We start from the raw sequence: 23091 nt of genomic DNA, 5'->3' as shown, positions 1-23091 counted from the left end.
CAGATGCTTTGAAACGAGTTCGGTGATGTATTGCGCGCTCAACGCAGACGCGCCCCGATCCGGCGGGCCAGCGTCAGCATCGGATGCCAGACGAAACGCGTGGACCGGATGAGTCCGTTGCGCCGGGCCAGCCCGCGCAGTCCAGACGCCAGCGTACGGGTCGAGGGCCCGGCGCCTTCGAAGGCATGCTGATACTTGCCGACATAGAGCGCCTTTGCAGGCATGAGGATAAAGCGAACCAAATCGGCCTCGGCTTCTTCCCAGATCGCACGGCCGGTCGCCGTGCCCGCCTTGGCCTGCGCACCGAGCACCGCCGCAGCCGAAAAGTCCAGCGGCTTCGGGCTCCGGAGGTCGTACAGCAGGCCATTCACACCAGGCAGGATGTATTCGTTCATCGTGCCCTGGTCGGGCGCGACCACGCACTGCCCACGGGCCATGGCCTCCAGGAAGGACTGGCCGATGCCCTCTTCGACACGCGGCGCGAAGTAGACGTTGGCCTTCTCCATCACGGCATTCAGATCGGCCTTGTTCTCGAACCAGGTGGAGGTGGTGATGCGGTACCGCGCAATGTCGTCGGCCGATGGCAATTCGGCCGCCGGCGTGCCCGGATCGGTCGCTAGGTGGAGATGAAAACTGTCGAAGCGCGTCTCGCCCAGCAACTGGCGGATCGTCTTCCAGGGCAGCTGCTGCTCCCGGCGCAGCCAGAAGAACCCGTGTAGGCCTTCCCGAGGCAGCGCGGGCAGAACCCGTACCGGCTGGTAATACCGGACGCAATGGCTCGCAAGACCGAAGCCTGTCGCCATGCCATGCACGGCATTGGAGAAGTTCAGCACCTTCGACCCCTGGAACGGTTCCCAGAAGGCCGACAGGTTGAACACCGGCCCCTGCCAGAGACCGAACTGGTCGAGCATCGGGATGTAGACGACGTTCGGGTGAGCCTCCCGGAAATACCGCTTCTCGGGCAAGCAGTACGACTGGAACATGATCACCACGTCATACGAGGCCACGTCTTCCCATGCGACGGGCTTGCCGCCCTGCCAGGCATCGTCCCAGAAATAGTCGACGACGTGCCCATGGCGCACCAGGAGTTCCGGCAGGAACTCGGTCGAGCGGGTGGTGCGATGGAAGGAGTGATCGAGATAGGCAATGCGCGCCATGTGGTTCACCCTCGCAGCCAGCGATAGCCGCGCTTGGCGAACCCGTAGAGACGGGGATGCTGCAGCAGCGCCTTCCGGGCCGATGCCTTGATCACGACGCCCAACTGTGAGCTCCCTTGCACCAGCGGGCCCGCACGGGCCGCGACATCCGCCGGGTGCTCCAGCGTCGCGATCGACGCCCAGCTGAGCGCACTCAGGAAGTCGGGACGGCGCTCATGCATGGCGAAGACCCGCTGCAGGAACGCCGTGTGGTTGGCCGGACGATCGCCCTGCTGCTGCGCGACTGCACCGGCCAGCCTGAAGAAGCAGTGGTACAGCCCGCTGACCTCCACGGACGACAGGAAGGGAAAGCGTTCGCTCACGACCCGCATGCATTCGACGCTGTGCTGCCGCACGTCGCCTGACGTGCCGCCCATCGAGTAGTTGACCGTGGGCTCCTGCGTGTAGACGAAGGCAGAGCCCGCGTCGAGGCTGGTCATGATCCACTTGAAGTCCGCCGCGATCCTGAACGAAGTGTCGTAAGGCCCAGAACGCTCGTAGGCCGCGCGCGTGGCATAGATGGCGTTGTGGCAGTCGTTCGCACAGGTGAAGTAGCACCCGGGATGGACGAAGGCAGGGCTCCACGGATGCGTCACCGCGCCCTCGCGCACCAGCGCACCGCTCAGCAGGAGCGCCGGCCCGTCAAGTGCCTCGCGCATGCGGCGCACTGCGATCTCCGCCGCGTCCGGCTCCAGCCAGTCGTCCGAATTGAGGATGCAGATCAGCTGCCCGCGCGCGAGCGGCACGGCCTTGTTGATGGCGTCGTACAGGCCCGCGTCCGCCTCGGACACGAAGTAGTCGAGCCGATCGGCGTACCGGCGGATGAGGTCGAGCGTGCCGTCGGTCGACGCGCCGTCGAGCACGATGTGCTCGACGTTGTCATAGGTCTGCTGCTGCACGCTGTCGAGCGTTCGGGCGAGCGTGGCCGTGTTGTTGCGCACGACGGTGACGTAGCTCACCAGCGGTCGAGCGGCATCGCCCGTCTTGAGATGCCCCTGCGTGCGCCGCCCGCCTTCGACACGCGCCACACCGGCCTGCACGGGCAGGCGGTCGGCCCAGGCGGGCCAAGCAGGATCGCCACCCGGGGCCGGCGGCGCGTCGTGGGCCACGAATACCGGGCCCCTGCTGCCGTCGCGGTAGCCGAAGACGCTGGCGGTGGGCAAGCTGTCGATGGTCACCTGCGCCTGCCATGCAGGCGTACCCGGCAATGGTCCGGACCGACGTCGCTTGTGGGCCGGCAGCGCCGCATAGGCTGCGTGCGACGCCAGCAAGGTCTCTGCCACGATGTCCGCGCAGCGGTCCCAACTGAACAATGCGGCGCGCCGAAGACCCTTGCGCGACAAGTCGGCCCTGAGCTCTGCGGAGTTCGCCAGCTGCTCGATGGCACGGGCGACGCCCGGCACATCGTCCGCGTCGAAGCTCAGGCCGGCATCGGCTACGACCTCGGGCAAGGACGAGTTGTCCGCGCAGATGACGGGCGTCCCGCACGCCATGGCCTCCAGGGGCGGAAGCCCGAAGCCTTCGTAGCGTGAGAGGTAGACGAAGCACAGGGCGTCGCTGTAGAGCGCCGACAGGTCGGCGTCGTCGACGAAGCCGGTCAGCACGATGCGGTCACGCCACGGACCCGCCGCCGCGAGCGCGCCCTCGAGCTTCTCGAGCTTCCACCCCGACATGCCCGCCAGCACGAGATGCAGGTCGCTGTGCGGGTGCTGTTCCATGTGGGCGACATAGGCACCCACCACCTGATCGAGGTTCTTGCGGATCTCCAGCGTCGCCAGACTAAGGACATAGGGCACATCGGGCGGGATGGCGTACTCCGCGCGCATCCGCGCCCGTTCGGCCGCATCGTCGCAGGGCTTGAACCACGGGCCGGCGGCCAGCGGGATGACCGTGACCTGTTCCGGGCGAAGGTCCGGCCGGTGATCGAGCAGCTCCCTTTTCGTGTACTCGGAGATCGCGAAGATCACCGTGTGCTCGTCGAGGCTCGACATGATGTTGCGAACTTCATCGGCCGCTTCACGGCTGAAGTAGTCGGGGCGGTGGATGGCGATCAGGTCGTAGACGATGTGTGCCTTCAGCACCCGGTCGTCGGAAAGCCAGGGGGTGGGCGGGACACCGAAGGGCGACAACAGGATGTCCGCGTCGGCAGTTGTCGACGCGCGGCCCACCGGCCTGCCCGGCAACTGCTTCGTTGCGAGGTACGCACCGGCCTTGGTGTCGTCGCCCTCGCGGACGAGGAAACACGGCTCGAAACGCGACGATTCGACCAGCCGCGGGAACAGTTCGTCGCAGACCCGGTAAACGCCCGTCTTGACGCCTTGCGCCAGCACGTACAGATCCAGCGCGAGACGTGGCTTGTTTTCACTCATCATGGAACGCTCTCAGGTCACGGATGCAGACGACGACCGGACGACCAGCGTCACAGGAAGCAAACCCGCCCCTCTCTTCTTGTTCAGGCACATCCTCGAACACGACTCGCAACACAGCCCTTCATGAAGGAAAAAAGATGCGAAGAAATGTTTCAGTCCGGAGACGCTACAGCGCCCCCGCAGTCGCTCCAGCGCATGCTGCCGCAACGATCACCCCCCTGTCACGGCAAGAATGACCAAACCGTGACAGTTGAATTTTAGTCACCCGCATCCGCCTCTCTTGTAGGCTGACCCGGTTTCCAAGCCGGCCGTCGGACGGAATGCCTTCGGCTTTCAGGCAAAATCCCGCGGTTCAGCGCCATCGAAATGGCGTCCCCAGACTCACATTGGAAGGTCCTCATGAAGAAACGTGCGGTAGTCACCGGCATCACTGGCCAAGATGGCGCCTATCTGGCCGAGTTGCTGCTCGAGAAGGGCTATGTGGTCTATGGGACCTATCGCCGCACCAGTTCCGTCAACTTCTGGCGCATCGAAGAACTGGGCATTCAGGACAACCCGGACCTCCACCTGATCGAATACGACCTGACCGACCTGGGCAGCTCGATGACGCTCATGAAGGAAGCGGCGCCCGACGAGGTCTACAACCTGGCGGCACAGAGCTTTGTCGGCGTGAGCTTCAACCAGCCCGATGCCACGGCGCAAATCACCGGCATGGGCGCACTGCACCTGCTGGAGGCCATCCGCCTGACCAACCCCAAGATCCGTTTCTACCAAGCCTCCACCTCCGAGATGTTCGGCAAGGTGCAGGCCATCCCCCAGGTGGAAGAGACCCCGTTCTACCCGCGCAGCCCCTACGGCGTGGCCAAGCTCTTCGCACACTGGATGACGATCAACTACCGCGAGAGCTACGGCATCTTCGGCTGCAGCGGCATTCTGTTCAACCACGAGAGCCCGCTGCGCGGACGCGAGTTCGTCACCCGCAAGATCACCGACAGCGTTGCGAAGATCAAGCTGGGCAAGATCCCCGTGCTCGAACTGGGCAACCTCGGCTCGCAGCGAGACTGGGGATTCGCCAAGGAATATGTCGAGGGCATGTGGATGATGCTGCAGGCCGAGGAAGCCGATAGCTTCGTGCTGGCGACCAACCGGACCGAGACGGTGCGCGAGTTCGTCGACATGGCGTTCAAGGCGGCCGGCTATGAGCTGCGCTTCGAAGGGGAAGAGCAGGATGAAGTCGGTATCGACATCGCAACCGGCAAGACCCTGGTACGCGTCAATCCCAAGTTCTACCGCCCCGCGGAGGTCGATCTGCTGATCGGCAATCCGGCGCGCGCCAAGGAGAAGCTGGGCTGGGAGCCGAAGACCACGCTCGAGGAACTGTGCGCGATGATGGTGAAAGCCGATCTACGCCGGAATACAGAGGGGCATTCTTTCTGACAATTAGTCACGGCAGCATGGACTTCGCGCAATCAGCGGCCAGACTTATCGCCGCCAGGGACATCGACCTTGCGCTGGATGTCGGTGCGAACGCCGGTCAGTTCGGAACGCTGTTGCGCGAGAGGTATCGGTACGCGGGAAAGATCATCTCTTTCGAGCCGCTCGACGATGCATACGCCCGGCTGGCACAGACGGCAAGCGGGGATCCGCAGTGGCAGTGCGTGAAGACAGCACTTGGCGATGCCGAGGGCATGTCGGTCATCAATGTGTCCGCCAACTCCTGGAGTAGTTCTCTCTTGGACGTGATGCCCAAGAGCCTGGGGTTCGAGCCATCTATCGGCTATATCGGCCAACAGGATGTGACCATTCGCCGATTGGACGCGCTAGTTCGCGAACTTTGCCCAAACACCCAGTCAATCTTCCTCAAGCTCGACGTGCAAGGGTATGAGACACAGGTTCTGCTTGGCGCACTCGCTATTCTTGATCGCGTGAAACTGATCCAGATCGAGACGTCATTGCTGCTCGTCTATGCGGGTGAGCCCTTGATCGGGGACATGGTGAAAAGTTTGGACTTCCTAGGCTTCAGGATCGTGGCCGTCGAGCCCGGCTGGAGCGACCCCGAGACGGGCGAGTTGCTGCAGATGGACCTGATGCTTGCCCGCAAGTAAAGCGGGCAAGGGTCTGTTAGTACAAACAGGGGCGGTCAGGTCAGTGCGGCGTCGACTGCTCCTGCGAAGGTGTGGACGTCCAGTTCTCGGAAAACATGGAGCGTCCCTCAGGCGCCTGTACTGTTTGGGCCGCTGCCCGACATACACTCACATTGTTAACTGCCGCAGTTGTCCCATACGGCGACCATCGAATCCGCGGCGAAGAGAACTCACGGCTCTGCTCGAAATTGACAGGCCCGTGTCGCCCAGAAAGTTGCATGAAGAAAATCGCCATCGTCCAATCCAACTACATCCCCTGGAAAGGGTATTTCGACCTCATCGCGCTGGTCGATGAGTTCGTGCTTTTCGACGACATGCAGTACACCCGCCGAGACTGGCGCAACCGCAACCAGATCAAGACGCCGCAGGGCGTCCAGTGGCTGACGGTGCCAGTGCTCGTCAAGGGCAAGTACACGCAAAAGATCAACGAAACGGAGATCGACGGCACTGATTGGGCGGCGCTGCACTGGAGGGCGTTTGAGCAGAACTACCGCCGGGCCCCGCACTTCGAAGAGATTGCAGGCTGGCTCGCGCCGATCTATCAGTCGACCAGCACCCCTTCGCACCTGTCGACACTGAACCGCCGTCTGCTGGAGGCGGTATGCGCCTACCTGGGCATCGAGACACGCATCACCAGCTCGTCCGACTACGCGCTGTCCGACGGCAAGACCGAGCGGCTCGCCGACCTGTGCGTCCAGGCGGGAGCCGATGAGTACATCTCGGGGCCCGCAGCGCGCGACTATGTCGATGCAGCGGTGTTCGCGGATCGGGGGGTTACCTTGCGCTGGTTCGACTATGCCGGCTACCCCGAGTATCCGCAGCTCTGGGGTGACTTCATCCATGGCGTGACCGTACTTGATCTCCTCTTCAACTGCGGCAAGAGAGCACCTGAGTTCATGAGGTACGTGAAGGCATGAAGCTTTCTGTCGTTGCAACGCTCTATCGGTCGGCACCCTATATTTCCGAGTTCTGCACGCGTGTGGCCGCCGCGGCACGAGCGCTCGTGGGCGAGGACTATGAAATCGTTTTGGTGAACGATGGCTCGCCCGATGAAAGCCTCGATGTAGCGGTCCAGATCGCGACTGCAGACACGCACGTGGTCGTGGTCGATCTTTCTAGAAATTTCGGCCACCACAAGGCGATGATGACAGGCCTGGCCCAAGCGCAAGGCGAGCGTGTGTTCCTCATCGACAGTGACCTCGAGGAAGAACCCGAGTGGCTGACGTTGTTCGCCGAGATCATTGAAAAACAGACCGCCGACGTCGTCTACGGCGTACAGGATGCCCGCCGAGGCGGCGTGATCGAGCGACTCTCGGGGAACATTTTCTACAAGCTGTTCCGCCTTCTGACCGGCATTGTCCAGCCCGACAACATCGTGACGGCGCGTTTGATGACCCGCCGCTACGTCGATGCCCTGCTGCTGCACCGCGAGCGCGAACTCAACATCGGCGGCCTTTGGCTCCTCACCGGCTTCAAACAAACCCCCCAACAGGTTCAGAAGCATTCGTCCAGCCCGACGACCTATTCGTTGTCGCGGAAGGTCGGTCATCTGGTGAATGCGGTGACCTCGTTCAGCAGCCTGCCCCTGGTCTTCACTTTCTATGCCGGCCTGCTGATATCGTTCACCGCACTGATCTACATCGCCCATCTGCTGAGCCGGTACTTCTCCGGTTCGTCGCCGCCCGATGGCTATACCTCGATCGTTGCCTCTATCTGGCTCTTCTCGGGGCTCATCATCTTCTTCATGGGCGTGCAGGGTATCTACATCGCGAAAATCTTCTTGGAAGTGAAGCAGCGACCCTACACCATCGTGCGGCAGGTATATGGCCGACGTGTGAATCAGGAAAGCGCGTCATGACCTTTGCTGCACTCCCTACCGTACCAACGGCTTCCTACGGCGTGCTGCAACGCACGAATAACGGTTGTTCGGACCTCGCCTCCGCCGTGGAAGACGTGCGGACACTGGGCTACGCCGTCCTCGACGCCGGCTACTCGGCAGCCGAACTCATCGCCCTGTCGGTCGCCTTTGACGGCGCGCGCTCACGCTATGCGCAAACATATGGTGCATCGGTACTCGAAGCTGCTGACGAGCACAACAGTGTGCGGCTTTTGCTGGCGTGGGACGATGCTTTTTTGCGCCTCGCACTCAACGAGCATCTGATTGCGGCAGTCTCACATCTGATCGCAGGCAAGTTCATACTGAATCAGCAGAACGGCATCGTGAACCCGTCGAGGCAGACGTACAACCAAGGGGCCTGGCATCGCGATCTGCCCTATCAGCACTTCATCTCGTCGACGCCGCTGGCCATCAATGCACTGTTCTGCATCGACGACTTCACCCGAGAAAACGGGGCGACCTTCGTGCTACCGGCGTCCCACAAGTCGTCGGCTTTTCCGTCCGAAGACTTCGTGCAACGACATGCGCTACAGGTGGAGGCGAAGGCCGGACAATTCATCTTGCTCGACTGCATGCTGTTTCATACGGGCGGTTACAACGCAAGCAACCGTGCGCGCCGAGCCGTGAACCACGTGTTCAACATCCCTTACTTCAAGCAGCAGATTCGCATTCCGGGCAATGTCGATGCGTCCGGCCTCCGGGAGAAGGCGCGGGACGTCCTGGGGTTCGACTGCCAAGAGGCCGTCACCGTGGCGGACTATCTGGCCTCGCGTGCCCCCAATCAGAATGGAGACTCAAACATGGTCGTAACGAGCAAGACAGAGATGGCAAATGGCTGAGATCGAGAACACAGGCCTGCTGGCAGAGGTTGCCGGCTACTACTCGGACAAGCTCTCACGGCACGGCCAGAGTCCACGCGGCGTGGACTGGAACGGTGAAGAGGGACAAGTGCTTCGTTTCAAGGAGCTCTGTCGCGTCATCGACTTCACGCGTACCTTCTCCGTGACCGACTTGGGATGTGGCTATGGCGCGCTGTATGACCACCTCTCTTCGCAGCAAGTCGTCTTTGATTATCTCGGCGTAGATGTGTCGCGGAGCATGGTCGAGGCTGCACGCACACGGCTCGCGGGCCGCGATAACGCGCGGCTCATCCACGCTGGTGCGCCGGACGCCGTCAACGACTACGGCGTCGCGAGTGGCATCTTCAATGTCCGACTTGGCCGCACCGACGCCGAGTGGCAAGCCTACGTCGAGCAGACGCTCGATGCGCTTGACCGAAGCAGCCGCCTCGGCTTCTCGTTCAACTGCCTGACCTCGTATTCCGATACCGACCGGATGCGGCCGGACCTTTATTACGCCGATCCGTTGCGCCTGTTCGATCTCTGCAAACGTCGCTACTCGCGCAACGTCGCCTTGCTTCACGACTACGGTCTCTACGAATTCACGATCTTGGTCAGGAAAGCACCATGAAGAGGGGCCTCGTCATCTTCGGCGCGGGCGACATCGCTCAGCTTGCGCATCGCTACTTCAGCGCCGACTCCGACTACGAGGTTGCCGGTTTCACTGTCGACGACGCGTTCATCCAGACCCCTGAGTTTTGCGGGTTGCCAGTGGTCCCGTTCGAAGAGGTTGTCGATCGCTTCCCGGTCACGGACTTTGACCTCTTCGTAGCATTGAGCTATTCGAAGCTCAACGCAGTGCGCAAAGAGAAGTATCTGGCAGCCAAAGCCAAGGGCTACCGGCTACCGAGCTACGTCAGCTCGGCTGCAACGGTACTAAACGACGGCGCGATCGGCGAGAACTGCTTCATCTTCGAGGACAACACAATCCAGCCCTTCGTCCGGATCGGCAACAACGTCACGCTCTGGAGCGGCAATCACATCGGCCACCACGCCACGATCGGCGACCACACCTTCCTCGCATCGCATGTTGTGGTTTCCGGCGGCGTGGCCATTGGCGAGCAATGCTTCATCGGCGTCAACGCCACCTTGCGTGACCACATCCGAATCGGTGATCGCTGCGTATTGGGCGCAGGCGCATTGTTGCTCGCCGACGCAGAGGCTGAAGGCGTCTACATCGGCGCCGCAACCGAACGTTCGAAGGTACCGAGCACTCGACTGCGCGGCATATGAGCAGAGTGTGGCACAAGCTCGGGCAGCTTTTCAGCCCGCAGGGTTCGCAGCGCCACCCCAAGCTGCTGACGCACGCGGCGAATCCGCTGCCAGTGCAACTCGATGGCGACGTCTATCGCGTGTTCTTCAGCGGCCGGGATGCCCTCAATCGCTCGTCGGTCGGCGCCGTCGACATTGACATCGTGAAGCGCCATGTGGTGAAGGAGCACCACGCTCCGTTCTTCGAGCACGGTCCAGTAGGCAGTTTTTATGCGGACGGCGTGAGCATCGGCAATTGCTACGACACGCCCTCGGGTCGCTACATGCTGTTCATGGGTTGGCGCAGCCCAGAGAACGCGCACTGGCGCGGCGAGGTCGGCAGGCTCCGCGTTGCGGCTGATCTGACCCTCTCGCTCGATGGTGATAGACCATTCATGCCGCTCGACGATGAGGATGCCGTAAGCCTGTCTTATCCCTGGGTACAGCAGGACGACGAAAAAAATGGCTATGCCATGTGGTACGGCTCCACACTGACGTGGAACGCTGGCAACGGCGAAATGGTCCACGTCATCAAGCGTGCGTCCTCCAACGATGGCGAGCACTGGCACAAGGAGGGGCTGGCCGTCCCCTATGCCGTCGGCGTTGCACAAGCCTTCTCTCGACCGACGGTGTTCAGGGATTCGTCTGGCTTGCACATGTGGTTCTCCTTTCGAAGTGGCGCAGGCGAGGCCTACCGGATCGGCTACGCCTCCAGCCTCGACGGCCGTGCTTGGGATCTGCGGCCTGATGCAGTCGGCATCGACGTATCCAACGAGGGGTGGGATTCGGAAATGATCGAGTACCCGTTCGTCCTTGAGCACCGGGGCGAGCGCTACATGCTCTACAACGGAAATGGCTATGGCAAGACCGGGTTCGGCCTCGCCATGCTCACTGGATGACAGGGGCACCAGTTGCCACGCGGCTACGCACACTGGCGGCACAATTGCTGCGCTATGCCTTCGTAGGCGTCTCCACCAATCTCATTGGCTATCTGGTTTATCTTCTGATCACCTACATCGGTCTTGGCCCGAAGGTCACGATGACTTTGCTCTACGTTACCGGCGCCACGCTCGGCTTTTGGGGCAACAGAACGATCACATTCAGGCATCACGAGAAAGGGCTGGCCGTGGGTCTGCGCTACATCCTCGCGCACGGCGTGGGCTATCTGATCAACCTCACATTGCTGTACACACTCGGCGACAGACTGGGCTACGCCCACCAACTTGTGCAGGCTTTCGCCATCTTCGTCGTCGCAGGATTTCTCTTCGTGGCCTTCAAGTATTTTGTCTTTCCTGATCCGAAGCGATCGCTAGGAGCCTTCCGATGAAACGTTGCCTTCACTGCAACGCAAGCTTCGACAGCGAGCACAATCGCTGTCCAGCGTGCGGCCAAGGTCCGTCGGAAGTTGACGGCTTCGTCGCCTACGCGTCCGCGCTTGCAAGAGGCGGCGGTGGCTTCAAGGCGCATTACTACACAGAACTCGCACGGATGGAGGGCGAGAATTTCTGGTTTCGTGCCAGGAACGCGCTGATCCTGTGGGCCATCCAAAAATATTGCGCTCCATTCCAGTCCTTCCTGGAGATTGGTTGTGGCACGGCCTACGTACTTTCTGGTGTGGCAGCGGCTTACCCTAGAGCCCGCCTCAGTGGTAGCGAAATCTTCGTCGCAGGCCTTGGCTTCGCGGCGGAGCGCCTCCCTGCCGCCGATTTCGTCCAGATGGATGCACGCGAAATCCCGTATCGCGATGAGTTCGACGTGATCGGCGCCTTCGACGTCATCGAGCACATCGAGGAGGATGAGCGCGTGTTGTCCCAGATGCATGCCGCGCTGAAACCAGGCGGGCACATCCTGCTGACGGTCCCGCAGCATTCGTGGCTGTGGAGCGATGCCGACGAATATGCTTGCCACGTCCGTCGCTACAACGCAGCGGAATTGCATCGCAAGGTCGAGGCTGCAGGCTTCAAGCTCCTGCGGAGCACCTCCTTCGTGAGCGCACTGTTGCCCGCCATGATGGCATCGAGGCTCGCACGCAGGAAGTCACCGGGGCAGGCCTTCGATCCGGTAGCGGAGTTCAATATTCCGCCCTGGCTCAACGCCACGCTCGAAACCATTCTCGGGTTGGAACGGGGCCTGATCCGCGCAGGTGTCCGTTTGCCTATCGGAGGTTCGCGACTGGTGGTAGCGCGCAAGTCCAGTTGATGAGCCAAAGAGTTTGCGAATGAACAGCCTGCGCCTGCCTTCTCTCACAGGGGTACGCGGCGCCGCCCTTTTCTCGCTCGTGGTGGCTGCTTTCATTTCGTCGGAGCTATGGATCGGTACGCATGCCTTCTCCGTTGAACTCTTCCTCTTCGCACTGGTGGTCGCGCCGACCCAGACGGTAGCGGGCTTGATGGCACTGCGCGCAGGAGGCATGGAAGATATCAAGGCACGCTTACCTGCGGCGTTTTGTATCGGCTTTGCCTGCCTGTCCTTGCCAATGTATGTTGTGAGTTCGCTGCTTGCTATTCCTGCGCTATGGGCTTTCGTAGCGTGCGCCGCCATCGTGTGGTTGGTGTTCCTGATGCCGGCCACACGCAGAAGCGTACGCACGTTGAACGGGGAATCGCCAGTCGGCGCTGACGTCCTTGCCGCCGCCGTTCTCGCAGTCACCGTGGCCGTGCTGTCACGCGTGCCGGCCGCCAGCGCACGCGCGCTGGAACTCACCGGCGCGCTGCCGATCTGGAGCGACTACTTTCTGCACGGCATCTCGATCTCCTCGTTCGGCGGCCCGTTCGCAAACAACACCGAACTGGAGGCTTATGGTGTCGGGCTCGCCTTCTATCACTACGCTCCCTTCATGCTGCCGGCGGCGCTCCAGCCCTTTGTCGATGTGACGCCACTGACGATCGCGACATCGCTGCTGCTGCCGCTGGGTCTTTTGACAGCGGCGCTTGGATGCTATGTTTTTGTCGTTCAACTGGGCGACAGGGCCGTTGGCTTGCTGGCAGTCATGGTCGTAGCAGCAGTGCCTGGCTACCGCATTCCGCTTCACTCCGGCCTGCTCGACTTCTACTGGATGCTGCTCGCCACACCCGGCGCTGGCTACGCGATCGGTTTGTCGATGGTGGTCTGCAGCACAGCCATGTTGTATGTCGAACGTGGTGGCGCACGCACGTTTTGGTTCATGGGTTTGTTGTTGGCATCGATCATTCTGGTACGGGTGCATTTCTTCATGTTGCTTGCGCCAGCCATCGTGATGTATGTTGGCCTGCGCCATCGCTGGATGTACGGCCTCAAGACACTGACCGTCGTATGCGTCGCGGCGCTGGTACTCACGGCCGCGACATGGTCGATGCCGACGCTCAAGGCATGGGTGCTGGCGCAACCGGCGCCGAGTCAGTACCTGGACGGCGTTTTGAACCAGACGCTTTTTCTCGGCCAACCGCTGCAGTTGCCGACACATCCCGTTGCGCTGGTGTTTGTCTTCAAAACGGTATTAACGCTGGTTGCCCTGCTCGGCGTCTACGCACTGGCCTATCCGGTACTCGCTGGCGTCGCCTTCCTGCGGCTGGGCAGGCGGCGAGAGTACCTGTTCGTCCCGTTCCTGCTGCTCAGCTACGTGCTTCTGATGTGGTTTGCACCGACTGCCAACAATGCCGATTTCACTGAATACAAGCACCGGCACTTTCCGCTCATGTATGCCATGGTGGTGCTGCTCTGCGTAATCTGCGCGTACCAATTGATTGTCGAGCTGAGGCCAGCCGCGGCCTGGCCTCAGCGAGGTGCTGCCTTGCTTGCAGTGGCGGTGCTTGGTACGGCGACCCTCGCCAGTCGAGGGACCAACCCCGCAAAACCCGACTTAGTGGCCATGCCCTGGTCCGCTGATTTCTACAATGAGCGCCTGGCGCCTGGTCTTCTCGATGGGGCCCGCTACCTGCGAGCTCATATGGGAGAAGGCGATATTCTGGCCATGGGGGGCGACGCTGTGCTGGGATTCAGCCGGCCGATTGTCAACCTCATCTCTGTGACAAACATGCCGGCCTTCCTCGCGCGCTCGGAGATCCGAATGACGCGGGCGCCCTGCGTACAGCGCACGGTCGAAATGCGTACGGAGGCCCTTGAGAGCGTTGCGCAGTCAATCGACTGGCCCGAGGCACGCCAACGCATGCGAGACAATGCGATACGCTGGTTCGTCGTACGGGCCGACCAATCGGTCGCATGGGACCCGACGCGACAAGCTGCAGTCTTCTCCAGCAGCGGTCTGTCGGTCTACGACGCCGGTGCGCGAGCCCCGGGCGCCCAACCGCCGACCGAGCGCTGCCGATAAACCGACCATCCCTGCAACACACGAATCCGAGATGAAAGATAGCCACATCCCGTTCAACTGGCCCCACATGACGGGCAAGGAGCTCTACTACATAGCCGAGGCCCACTTCAACGGGAAGCTGGCCGGCGACGGACCCTTCACCGCGCGCTGCCATCGGTGGATCGAGGAGCGCACCGGTTGCCGCAAAGCGCTGCTCACGCATTCATGCACGGCAGCCCTGGAAATGATCGCACTGCTGATGGACATCCAGCCGGGTGACGAGGTCATCATGCCCTCGTATACCTTCGTGTCGACGGCCAACGCCTTCGTGCTGCGCGGCGGCGTTCCTGTCTTCGTGGACATTCGCGCCGACACGCTGAACCTCGACGAATCGCTGATCGAAGCCGCCATCACGCCGCGCACCCGCGGCATCGCCGTGGTTCACTACGCCGGTGTCGCCTGCGAGATGGACGCCATCATGGCCATCGCCGAACGTCATGGGCTTATGGTCGTGGAGGATGCAGCCCAGGGCGTCATGGCCACTTACAAGGGCCGTGCGCTCGGTAGCATCGGGCAGATGGGCGCCTACAGCTTTCACGAGACCAAGAACGTGATCTCCGGCGAGGGCGGTGCACTGCTGGTCAACGACCCAGCGCTCAGCCTTCGAGCCGAGATCATTCGCGAGAAGGGAACCGACCGCAGCCGCTTCTTTCGGGGCGAGGTCGACAAATACACCTGGCAGGAGGTCGGTTCGTCATTCCTGCCGGGTGAACTCATCGCCGCGTTCCTGTGGGCGCAGCTGGAAGAGTCCGAGCGCATCACCAAGGCTCGCCTGGCCGCATGGCAACGGTACCACGTGCTGCTCGAAGACTTTGAGTCACAGGGTGTGCTGCGGCGGCCGGTGGTGCCCGAGGGATGCCGCCACAACGCGCACATGTACTACGTGGTGCTGGCCCCCGACATCGACCGGCAGCAGGTGCTCGATCGCTTCAGGGCATCCGGCGTGGCCTCCGTCTTCCATTATGTGCCACTGCACTCGTCCCCTGCAGGACGGCGGTACGGTCGGACGCACGGCGGTCTGACCGTGACCGTGAGCCAGTCTGAGCGACTGGTTCGCTTGCCGCTTTGGGTCGGACTGTCCGAGGTACAGCAGGACACGGTAATCGAGGTGCTGCGTGATGCCACGAGCGCCGCGCGCCAACTGCGCTGAACGGTGACGCCATGGCGCCTACCGAACAGCCCCGCCTCCGCAGGGCTGTGCTGCCCAGAGATGGCACCGTCAGCGACGATTCTGATGCATTTTCATGTTGAAGGCGTCGTGCCGCTGATAAAGCCTAGCCTTACTTTCTAATGAAAACCCAGACCGAGCGTCCTTGTTCATCCGTGAACACGGGGTGCCCGGAGAGGGTCGCGTCGCCTCGCATCAATTGCAGCAGTTGCGCTTGAAACTTTATGCTGGGGAAGTTAAATCCATTGGATTGACCCAGCATTCCTGATTCGCTGAGGATGATGACGTCAGCCCATTGGATTGGCTCCTGGAACTTGTCCAAGGAATCGAGAGCGTATGCCTGCCTGATACTGCTCGCCATACCTTCCTGTTTAGCCAGAAAATCAAGCGTGCCTCCAAAAACAGGGCCGGGTACGGTCACCAGCCCTCTTTTGTTTGCGCTCTTTCCTAGTGCCTCCAACACAACTGGCGCAACAGCCTTGGTCGCTTGATCTGTCGCGCGCATGCCCGCATCGGTGCGACTCACCATGCCCGCCTTGGGGATCCATTGCGTACAGAAGATCCCCGCGCCAATCAGCAAGATCAGCACGCCGCGTATCGGGACATAAAAGACGATACGCCCCAACGCCCATGTGACTGCGGCAATGATCGTCCCGTACAGGATACTTCCGATCATCGGCGACTTCACCGAACTGACCGTCACGATGATGTAGGCCACGACCAGACCGCAAACCGTGGCGGTAAAGGCGCACAGATCACGCCGATCCTTTGCACGCAGGATAAGACCCAAACAGAGCAACAGGATTGGGAGAGCGACGTACCAGACCCATCCGAGCATCAGAGGACCATAGCTGCGGTTCAGGTAGTAGGTGATGTGCCCCAGCGTGCTGGTCTCAGTACGCCACACGCTGTTGCTGGTGCCCATCACCCACTTGATATATGCATAAGTTTCAGCGCCACTGGTGATGGCATACGGGACAACGAACACCGCCGCGCCGAGCGCGACAAGCAGCGAGTTGCGCACAAGCGCACGCTTCGAAAGCTGAACTCGCAAAAGCAGAAACGATCCCAGTTGCGTGAGGTACGTAGCGCTGATGACGGCCAGCGAAGCCGGCGCTGCCGATGGCTTTGCAATGATGGCGGCACCGATGAGGAATCCTAGCGTCAACAACTGGAGCCGCGTCGCTCGAGCGATGTCAACTGAGACCAGCAGCACAACCGAGAAGCCGACCAGCAAGCCCCAGACAGGATCAGGACGGAACTCTGCGATTGCAGCACCAAACAATGGTACGGCGATAAGCGCGACCACGATGCCGACACGGCTCTTGACGGGGATGTCACGCAGAGCTTGCAGTGCCAGTGCCGCCACTAAGAAGACCCACAGCGAGTTCAAGAGGTACGGCCCCCAAACGGCGCCGCCGCTCAACAGAAAACCGAAGGCGCTGGTCGCAGCCATAAACGGCGCATGAGCCGAATGCGCGCGCAAGTCCGCAACAAAACCGCCAATTCCCGCGCGGTCCAACACTGCAAGCCGGCTCAGGCCGTCGATGAGATAGGTCACGTCGTCGTAGACCGGAACCATCGAAAGACGACCTTCGCGCACGAGATATCCCATGACCGCGAGCACATGGAAGAGACAGACACAGAAAACGGCGCCGATGGCGAGGTACTTGTTGCGAGTCATTCAGGTTTCATGTATTGGTGGGTCTCGAACTATCTGCATCGGTTCCGCTCAGCGGTCGTAGTAGTCGGACATTGGAGCGCCCGCGCTGAACTGATGTCATTGATCTTGGCCGACCGATTGCCCTGGCTTCGGCCTGCTACAGTGAGATGCGGAGATTCTAGGTTGCCTCAATTGCTCTTTCCGACCATCCCGCGCAAGCACATCGCGTAATGCTGGATGGTGTCGACGCGCCCGTGAGCAGCGGCAGGGTCTGCTAAGCTTGCAACGAGCCGCGAGTATGGCGTTGGTGCTCAGCGATTTCGTCATTCCTTGTAGAAATCAACGGGCATGCCGCACCCTCATCGTGACGCGGACAGTGGTGCGTAGCCTCAGCGAACCCCGTTTCAGCACGGCCCCCTCTCGTACATTCAGCGGAGCGAGGATTATCGATAGTGGCATCGAAACTATGCAAGTGAATGATCTCCAACCTCCCGCAGCCATGACACGGACCCTCTCCGAAGTACTCCGCCGAGCTTGGGGCTTTGTCCGGTGGGTCATATTGAGTCCACCAAGGCCCGCAGACGGGACCGAAGGCCAGGCCCCTCACTGGCGAGAGAACGGCATCAACGCCGCCGTCATGCAAATCTATCAACTCGCATTGCATCGCACGCCAAGCAAGGACGAGTGCGCTATCTGGTCAAGCCAAGTCACAGCAGGCTATCTTCGATTGGAGGCGGTGATCGAAGCCATCGTGACCTCGCCCGAGGCGCAACTGATGCGAGTCGCCAACGAATCTGACACCGGGCGGTCGGTCAAAGAGACCGAGGCCGCTATAGTCAAGATTTACCAGATGGCATTGCATCGCACGCCCGGCGAGGACGAGTGCGCGATATGGTCAAGCCAAGTCACAACAGGCAGCCTTCAAATGGAGGCGGTGATCGAAGCCATCGTGACCTCGCCCGAGGCACAACTGGTGCGAGCCACCGACGAACTGGTGCCGGAGGTGCCCAACGGCAAGTTCATCCAGTACACCTTCGAAGAATTACTGGGCCGGGGCCCACTGGTAGAAGAAATCGCCCATTGGGACCATCGGATCTCGCAGGGCATTCTGGGCCGAGGGCATCTGGTGACCAATCTGTTTGCGCAACGCGCAAACCAGATGCTGGTACGAGACGGCGAACCGGATCTTCACGACCCGACCAGCGCGTGGATCATGGGAACTGATCGATTCATCAGCGTGCGGGAATGGCAAGAACGCGCCGCAGCCATCCCGCAGAACCCGGCAGAACCAGAGATCAAGCCTTACCCCAGCTTGGCGATCGCCCCAGGCTCTGACGTACTGGTGTCGGTCATCGCCAGCCTCTATTGCGGCGGCGACTACATCGAGCAGTTCCTGGAGAACATGACCTCTCAGACCCTCTTCCCGCGCTGTGAGCTGATCATCGTCGATGCAAACTCGCCCGAGAACGAGTTCGAGGTCATCGCTTCCTACATGAAGCGCTTTCCGAACATCGTCTATCACCGAGCAGCCACGCGCATCGGCATCTACGAGGCTTGGAACGTGGGTGTCGAGATGTCGCGCGGGCGCTATCTCACGAATGCAAATCTCGACGATCTGCGTCGGCGAGACTCTTTCGAGCGGCAGGCGGAAATCCTCGAAAAATTCCCGTTCGTGGATGTGACTTACCAAGACTTCTATTATTCCTTCGATGGCAACGCAAGCGTCGCGAAGACGGCCACAGTGGGCGTCAAGAGCGAACTGCCGATCGTCACGCCCTACAACCTGGTGCGTTCGAACTCTCCACATAATGCGCCCATGTGGCGACGCGAAATCCACAACGACGTGGGCCTGTTCGACGCGTCCTACCGCTCTGCGGGTGACCACGACTTCTGGCTGCGCTGCATGGAGGCGGGCAAGGTGTTCTACAAGGTCAACGACCCCCATGTCGTCTACTTCGTCAACCCAGAAGGGTTGTCAACCCGACCCAACTCCCGCGGCGTGGAAGAAGGTCGGCGAACGACGAAGGAGCACGGCCGGAAGCTCATGTCGCCAAGACTACTCTCTTCCGACGAAGCCTTCATGGATGGCCTTCGCGAAGCACTCGGGGAAGACCTGGCGATCACGGAGCGGGAGGCCGCCACCGCGGAATGGCGCTACATGGCCGCGCAGAAGGCCTTGCGTCGGGCATCCATCGCAGACCGCGCAACGCACACATTGAAAGACTAGGCCTTGACCCTCATAATCGACGGTGTCTTTCTGCAACTGCAACGCCCAGAATCGACCCAGTTGTGGCGCCCGCTGCTGCCGCTCCTGGCGAGCCATCTCGACATTCCCATCGTATTGCTCGATCGGGGCGGCCAACGCGAGCAAATCGCTGGCATCGAGGTGATCCCCTATCCGAGCTACAAGCCGAAATTCAACACACACGATTCGGCCTTGCTTGAGCGCGTCTGTCGGCACTATGGCGCGAGCGCCTTCGTGTCTACGCATTTCACTACACCCTTGCAGACGCCCTCGGCGCTCCTCGTCCACGACATGCAACCGGAGCGGGCAGGCATCGAACTCGCAACACGCGAACAACAGGAAAAGGAAGTGGCCGTCGCACACGCTCGCAGGTTCGTTTGCACATCGCGCGACACACGTGACGATCTGCTGGCGTTCTATCCAGAGTTGAACCCGCGCACTATTCGGCAGGCCCACTACCCAACCAAGGCCGATCCCGGCCAGCCCATCCCGCCCACGCAGCCGGCAATCGCGGCCTTCAGAGCTCAGTACGACCTGAAGCGGCCCTACTTCGTGGCATCCGCAACGGCCCACCAGCCTCACATGGCGCTGCTGTCGGACGCATTGACCGCCACAGATAGCGACGCGTTCGACCTGCTCTGCATCGATGCAAGCGGCGGTGAGCCTACACAGACCTTGCTCGCCAATGGCAGCCGAATCGTCCGAGTGATACTCGATGACGCCAGTCTGGCGCCAGCCTACGCAGGTGCGGCCGCACTGCTCCATCCATGGAGCGACGGGTTGCTCCAATCTGCTGTCGAGGCCATGGCATACGGCTGCCCCATCATCACGACATCGAGCGGCCGTCTGGCCGCGGACGTTGGGCGGGATGCGGTCCTAACAATCGGCGATCCCTCGTCAGCCTCGCTCGTTGAAGCAATGCGTGCCGTTCGCGACCCCGCCAATCGAAACCGGCTTTCGGCAGCGGGTTTTCAAGAGGCGGCGCGTCTACGCTGCGCGCCGCTGGCCGACGCGCTGAGGCAAGCGGTCCACGAGATCTCCACCGAGCATCGCGCCGGCGTTCACAAGACCTTCTACGACACCTGGACACGTTTACGAACTATTCAGGGTGACGTCGACGTCGTACCCTGACGTACGAACGCGATCCACAGCCACCGCAGAACGACATACGCCGTTTCGGGTTGCTGGTTAATTCAACGTTTAACCGGCGCCGACAGATCAATCGGTCCCAGCCGTCGTCTACGGAAGCCATTCACACAGGCAAGAAATCTCGCCACTTGCGGGATGGAATTTCCTTCCTTATTTTTGATGACTAGAGAAACGCTGCGCAGAGAGAGATCATTGCGGCTTATATTGGAATAACTAAATTGAACAGGTGGCGAAATTTTTGCGCTTATATGTTAACGGCGATTTTGTGCGTACTCGCCGCTCAGAACATCATCAACTACACCCGACAGCTCGCCACCAAGCGAATTCAAGCAAAAAACAAAGCCGACTCAATTCTAGCAGCGGCGACCCCAAAAAATTTCGACAACCCTCAGGAGTCGCGCCGACTCACGACACGCCTGAAATTTTACTCCCTACTCAATTCACTGGGGAACGATAAAACGTTGCATTCCGAAATTCGGTTTGGCATCATCCTGTTAGATCCGGATTTTTACCGCGGCACCTACACCGAAAAATTTGGAGATTCAATTCTCGAGGCTTGCGCAATCCAGCCTTTCAGTGTGCCTGCACTAACGCGTTTGCCACTATTGAGTCCTTTCGCATCCGATTCCGGAACCTGCAGCTACGAGTCATACGGCTATCAGTACCTCCCCACAAGACATGCTGCCGGAAACGACGAAAAATCCAATCCCTGCGAGTTGGCTAGAGCGAGAAGCTTCACCCATGTTGTCGTAATTAGCAGGACGGGCGATGCGTTTATGGAGAGCAGGCTGAACTGTGAAAAACAATAGCATGGCGTTGGAAGAAGAGAATATATTTGCGCGCACGGGTTATCTTGGCTGTTTAGTGGCGACCTTGAGCTTGGCAGTCGCGATGTTCCTGACGCTACGCTCGCCACTGCTATTTACCGGTCAAGACAGCGAAATCATAAACGCGGCGCTGGTGTCAGTTACGGCGAGCCTGTGTGCTATATGCATGTCGTTTGAGGTCTATATTTCCCGGGCAACACGCTCGCCCTTCATCAGCTTGATAGTTGGAATTGTCGCCACGCCAGCATTCGTCTGGATTTTTGCGTTTCATAGCATTCTCCCTTGGGCGGCGACTGCTATGGTTCTGATTCGACAAATCGTCATCTCTCGGGGAATTCGAAGCCGGAGCCTTTTGGCCGTCGTTCTTCCTAGTGCCATGATCGGATACTGGGTGTTTTTGCTGACCTATGTGGACGGCTACAAAACACCCTGGATTAATGAGGCAGTAGCGACGGGGACAGTGCATGTGGACATGCTATTCCACGCAGCCATCGTCAATATGATATCCGAATTCAATGCACCGTCTCTTGGAATTGATGGAACGACACCCTTTCCATACCACTTTGGAAGCCATAAAATTGCCGCGCTTTTTTGCCACCTCCTCGGGATTGGCGCAATAAAATTTTATGCAATAGCATTCACCTTACTTTTCGGCCCTCTTTTTATTTTGTCTTTTTTCTTTTTTTCAACTTCATTTCTATTATTTCTATCGCGAACAGAATACACAACCGCAAGAGAACGGAAAATTATTTATTCCAAATGGTTCTGGATATCCTTTTTTTTAGTGTTTGTCGGACTTATTCCGGCTACCGATCGGAGGAATCTCGGCGTGTGGGACAACGCTTTTCATAGTGAATCTTTCGGCGTTGCAATCCTTGCCTCCTATCTTGCGGGCATATGGATTCTTGATCAACTGGGCCACAAAATTTCGGTCGGGCTTCGCTGGTACTCCTACCCCGCGATTGGGGTATACCTTATTGCACTTTGTTCTTTGAAAATTAGCGTTGGTGCCGTCGTCGGTTGCCTACTTGCTTACATCACTCTACGGCTGCCACTGACCTTGATACAACGCAGCCTGGCTTGGCTGGCCATGTCATCCGCTTTGGTCTACGGATATTTCGCTACCCAAGTGGCTGCCCAGGGAGCGAATGCCGGGCCTGGCCTTATGCAGATGATCAAGCCGTTTGCTTTTATTAAAGACGTCCTTCCGCCAGAACGCTGGCTGCCATCTTTCTTCGCTTTTTTTGGGCCGATGATCGTCTTTTCCATCTTAAGATTGCACCGATTCTCTTTACCGAACGCGCCAGGGGCCATAGCAATTCTGAACGCGGTACCACGCGACGTTGAATTGATTATTATCATCACATTGATATCGATCGCGCCTGGTCTTATACTCTCGGTCCCACAGGGATCAACGAATTTCTTTGCCGAAGTTTCCTATTGGTGGGTCCAACCGATGCTATCAGTTATGTTGGCATCAACTTTCGCTGCATTTGCTGGGCTGCGCCGCAAATAAAATCTGCCGAAGGGCGATTACCTGCAAAATTTGTATTTTCCTCATGCCGGCGTCAAGGCAACCCACTGATTCATGCGATCACATATCAGCCTACAGACCACGCTGGCCGACGAAGAGGCATTGGCGTTTGAAATTTACTGCCGAAACTGAAAACTTCGTCCACTTTCTCAATTCTTCTGGGTGGCAAATTCATATGAAATCTTGGAAACACCCCATCTCTCGAAAAGATCCCGAAGGTTGGCCGCGTGCTTGATCGAGCTTATTTTGGATGTCTGCGAAAGTGTCGTCCGGACGATCAGTGATTGCTCGCTGTTTGAAGCGACGTGCACAGTTACGCTCCCTCGCAATAGAAGTCGGCTTTCAGCAGCAGATCTTTAGGAGGCGCGGCATCTTCACTGGCGCCGATGGTCGATGCGCTGACG

19 protein-coding genes are annotated in these 23091 nt (G+C 59.8%); 16 read left to right on the top strand and 3 right to left on the bottom strand.

Annotation, left to right across the window (positions count from 1 at the left end):
* Positions 1–38: 38 nt before the first annotated feature.
* Both QTH86_RS21105 and QTH86_RS21100 read right to left on the bottom strand, forming a co-directional pair.
* On the bottom strand, positions 39–1157 hold the full coding sequence (locus QTH86_RS21105) for a glycosyltransferase family 4 protein (RefSeq protein WP_286648109.1): 1119 nt from the start codon (positions 1155–1157) through the stop codon (positions 39–41).
* 5 nt (positions 1158–1162) lie between these two features.
* A complete protein-coding gene (locus tag QTH86_RS21100; protein ID WP_286648108.1) occupies positions 1163–3565 on the bottom strand; it encodes a glycosyltransferase in 2403 nt (800 codons plus the stop codon).
* A 399-nt stretch (positions 3566–3964) separates the two neighbouring features.
* Between QTH86_RS21100 and gmd the strand changes: the two genes are divergently transcribed.
* From gmd to rffA, 12 genes are all read left to right on the top strand, one after another.
* Positions 3965–5002 carry a GDP-mannose 4,6-dehydratase gene (gene gmd, locus QTH86_RS21095; RefSeq protein ID WP_286648107.1) on the top strand — a complete coding sequence of 346 codons (1038 nt, stop codon included), beginning with the start codon at positions 3965–3967 and terminating at the stop codon, positions 5000–5002.
* A gap of 17 nt (positions 5003–5019) precedes the next feature.
* A complete protein-coding gene (locus QTH86_RS21090) occupies positions 5020–5670 on the top strand; it encodes an FkbM family methyltransferase (protein WP_286648106.1) in 651 nt (216 codons plus the stop codon).
* Positions 5671–5927: 257 nt separating this feature from the next.
* On the top strand, positions 5928–6626 hold the full coding sequence (locus QTH86_RS21085; RefSeq protein ID WP_286648105.1) for a WbqC family protein: 699 nt from the start codon (positions 5928–5930) through the stop codon (positions 6624–6626).
* Positions 6623–7567: a glycosyltransferase family 2 protein gene (locus tag QTH86_RS21080; protein ID WP_286648104.1), complete on the top strand. Its 945-nt coding sequence runs from the start codon at positions 6623–6625 to the stop codon at positions 7565–7567. The genes QTH86_RS21085 and QTH86_RS21080 overlap by 4 nt, the downstream gene beginning before the upstream one ends.
* Positions 7564–8445, top strand: coding sequence for a phytanoyl-CoA dioxygenase family protein (locus QTH86_RS21075; protein WP_286648103.1), 882 nt, complete (start codon positions 7564–7566; stop codon positions 8443–8445). The genes QTH86_RS21080 and QTH86_RS21075 overlap by 4 nt, the downstream gene beginning before the upstream one ends.
* On the top strand, positions 8438–9076 hold the full coding sequence (locus QTH86_RS21070; RefSeq protein ID WP_286648102.1) for a class I SAM-dependent methyltransferase: 639 nt from the start codon (positions 8438–8440) through the stop codon (positions 9074–9076). Before QTH86_RS21075 ends, QTH86_RS21070 begins: the two co-directional genes overlap by 8 nt.
* Positions 9073–9738, top strand: coding sequence for an acetyltransferase (locus QTH86_RS21065; protein WP_286648101.1), 666 nt, complete (start codon positions 9073–9075; stop codon positions 9736–9738). The genes QTH86_RS21070 and QTH86_RS21065 overlap by 4 nt, the downstream gene beginning before the upstream one ends.
* Positions 9739–9743: 5 nt before the next feature.
* Positions 9744–10655 carry a glycoside hydrolase family protein gene (locus tag QTH86_RS21060; protein WP_286649393.1) on the top strand — a complete coding sequence of 304 codons (912 nt, stop codon included), beginning with the start codon at positions 9744–9746 and terminating at the stop codon, positions 10653–10655.
* Positions 10656–10699: 44 nt separating this feature from the next.
* Entirely contained in the window at positions 10700–11083 is a 384-nt protein-coding gene (locus QTH86_RS21055) for a GtrA family protein (protein WP_286648099.1), read from the top strand.
* The gene (locus QTH86_RS21050; protein ID WP_286648098.1) at positions 11080–11955 is read left to right on the top strand and encodes a class I SAM-dependent methyltransferase; all 876 of its coding nucleotides are present in this window, start codon (positions 11080–11082) and stop codon (positions 11953–11955) included. The genes QTH86_RS21055 and QTH86_RS21050 overlap by 4 nt, the downstream gene beginning before the upstream one ends.
* 19 nt (positions 11956–11974) lie before the next feature.
* Complete coding sequence (locus QTH86_RS21045; RefSeq protein WP_286648097.1) at positions 11975–14062, top strand: hypothetical protein; 2088 nt, start codon at positions 11975–11977, stop codon at positions 14060–14062.
* A 31-nt stretch (positions 14063–14093) separates the two neighbouring features.
* A complete protein-coding gene (gene rffA / locus QTH86_RS21040; protein ID WP_286648096.1) occupies positions 14094–15251 on the top strand; it encodes a dTDP-4-amino-4,6-dideoxygalactose transaminase in 1158 nt (385 codons plus the stop codon).
* Between the two features lie 130 nt (positions 15252–15381).
* On the opposite strand, the gene QTH86_RS21035 is transcribed toward rffA, so the two are convergent.
* Positions 15382–16953, bottom strand: a complete 1572-nt coding sequence (locus QTH86_RS21035; protein WP_286648095.1) for a hypothetical protein — start codon at positions 16951–16953, stop codon at positions 15382–15384.
* A gap of 616 nt (positions 16954–17569) precedes the next feature.
* On the opposite strand from QTH86_RS21035, the gene QTH86_RS21030 reads away from it, so the two are divergent.
* The 4 genes from QTH86_RS21030 to QTH86_RS21015 all read left to right on the top strand — a co-directional run bounded on the left by QTH86_RS21030 (position 17570) and on the right by QTH86_RS21015 (position 22669).
* Complete coding sequence (locus QTH86_RS21030; protein ID WP_286648094.1) at positions 17570–19159, top strand: glycosyltransferase; 1590 nt, start codon at positions 17570–17572, stop codon at positions 19157–19159.
* Positions 19160–19162: 3 nt separating this feature from the next.
* Complete coding sequence (locus QTH86_RS21025) at positions 19163–20308, top strand: glycosyltransferase (RefSeq protein WP_286648093.1); 1146 nt, start codon at positions 19163–19165, stop codon at positions 20306–20308.
* 266 nt (positions 20309–20574) lie between these two features.
* Complete coding sequence (locus QTH86_RS21020) at positions 20575–21135, top strand: hypothetical protein (protein ID WP_286648092.1); 561 nt, start codon at positions 20575–20577, stop codon at positions 21133–21135.
* Between the two features lies 1 nt (position 21136).
* Positions 21137–22669, top strand: coding sequence for a hypothetical protein (locus tag QTH86_RS21015; RefSeq protein ID WP_286648091.1), 1533 nt, complete (start codon positions 21137–21139; stop codon positions 22667–22669).
* The last annotated feature ends 422 nt before the right edge of the window (positions 22670–23091 follow it).

Origin of the sequence: Variovorax sp. J2L1-78 (assembly GCF_030317205.1) — a bacterium.
GTDB classification, from domain to species: Bacteria; Pseudomonadota; Gammaproteobacteria; order Burkholderiales; family Burkholderiaceae_C; genus Variovorax; species Variovorax arabinosiphilus.
The sequence above is the reverse complement of the archived record's forward strand: the minus strand, read 5'-3'. Positions and strand labels throughout refer to the sequence as shown.

Coding starts and splice junctions, on each gene's coding strand:
- QTH86_RS21105 (WP_286648109.1), bottom strand. CDS start 1,157: ATGGCGCGCATTGCCTATCTCGATCACTCCTTCCATCGCACCACCCGC.
- QTH86_RS21100 (WP_286648108.1), bottom strand. CDS start 3,565: ATGAGTGAAAACAAGCCACGTCTCGCGCTGGATCTGTACGTGCTGGCG.
- gmd (WP_286648107.1), top strand. CDS start 3,965: ATGAAGAAACGTGCGGTAGTCACCGGCATCACTGGCCAAGATGGCGCC.
- QTH86_RS21090 (WP_286648106.1), top strand. CDS start 5,020: ATGGACTTCGCGCAATCAGCGGCCAGACTTATCGCCGCCAGGGACATC.
- QTH86_RS21085 (WP_286648105.1), top strand. CDS start 5,928: ATGAAGAAAATCGCCATCGTCCAATCCAACTACATCCCCTGGAAAGGG.
- QTH86_RS21080 (WP_286648104.1), top strand. CDS start 6,623: ATGAAGCTTTCTGTCGTTGCAACGCTCTATCGGTCGGCACCCTATATT.
- QTH86_RS21075 (WP_286648103.1), top strand. CDS start 7,564: ATGACCTTTGCTGCACTCCCTACCGTACCAACGGCTTCCTACGGCGTG.
- QTH86_RS21070 (WP_286648102.1), top strand. CDS start 8,438: ATGGCTGAGATCGAGAACACAGGCCTGCTGGCAGAGGTTGCCGGCTAC.
- QTH86_RS21065 (WP_286648101.1), top strand. CDS start 9,073: ATGAAGAGGGGCCTCGTCATCTTCGGCGCGGGCGACATCGCTCAGCTT.
- QTH86_RS21050 (WP_286648098.1), top strand. CDS start 11,080: ATGAAACGTTGCCTTCACTGCAACGCAAGCTTCGACAGCGAGCACAAT.
- QTH86_RS21045 (WP_286648097.1), top strand. CDS start 11,975: ATGAACAGCCTGCGCCTGCCTTCTCTCACAGGGGTACGCGGCGCCGCC.
- rffA (WP_286648096.1), top strand. CDS start 14,094: ATGAAAGATAGCCACATCCCGTTCAACTGGCCCCACATGACGGGCAAG.
- QTH86_RS21035 (WP_286648095.1), bottom strand. CDS start 16,953: ATGACTCGCAACAAGTACCTCGCCATCGGCGCCGTTTTCTGTGTCTGT.
- QTH86_RS21030 (WP_286648094.1), top strand. CDS start 17,570: ATGCAAATCTATCAACTCGCATTGCATCGCACGCCAAGCAAGGACGAG.
- QTH86_RS21020 (WP_286648092.1), top strand. CDS start 20,575: ATGTTAACGGCGATTTTGTGCGTACTCGCCGCTCAGAACATCATCAAC.
- QTH86_RS21015 (WP_286648091.1), top strand. CDS start 21,137: ATGGCGTTGGAAGAAGAGAATATATTTGCGCGCACGGGTTATCTTGGC.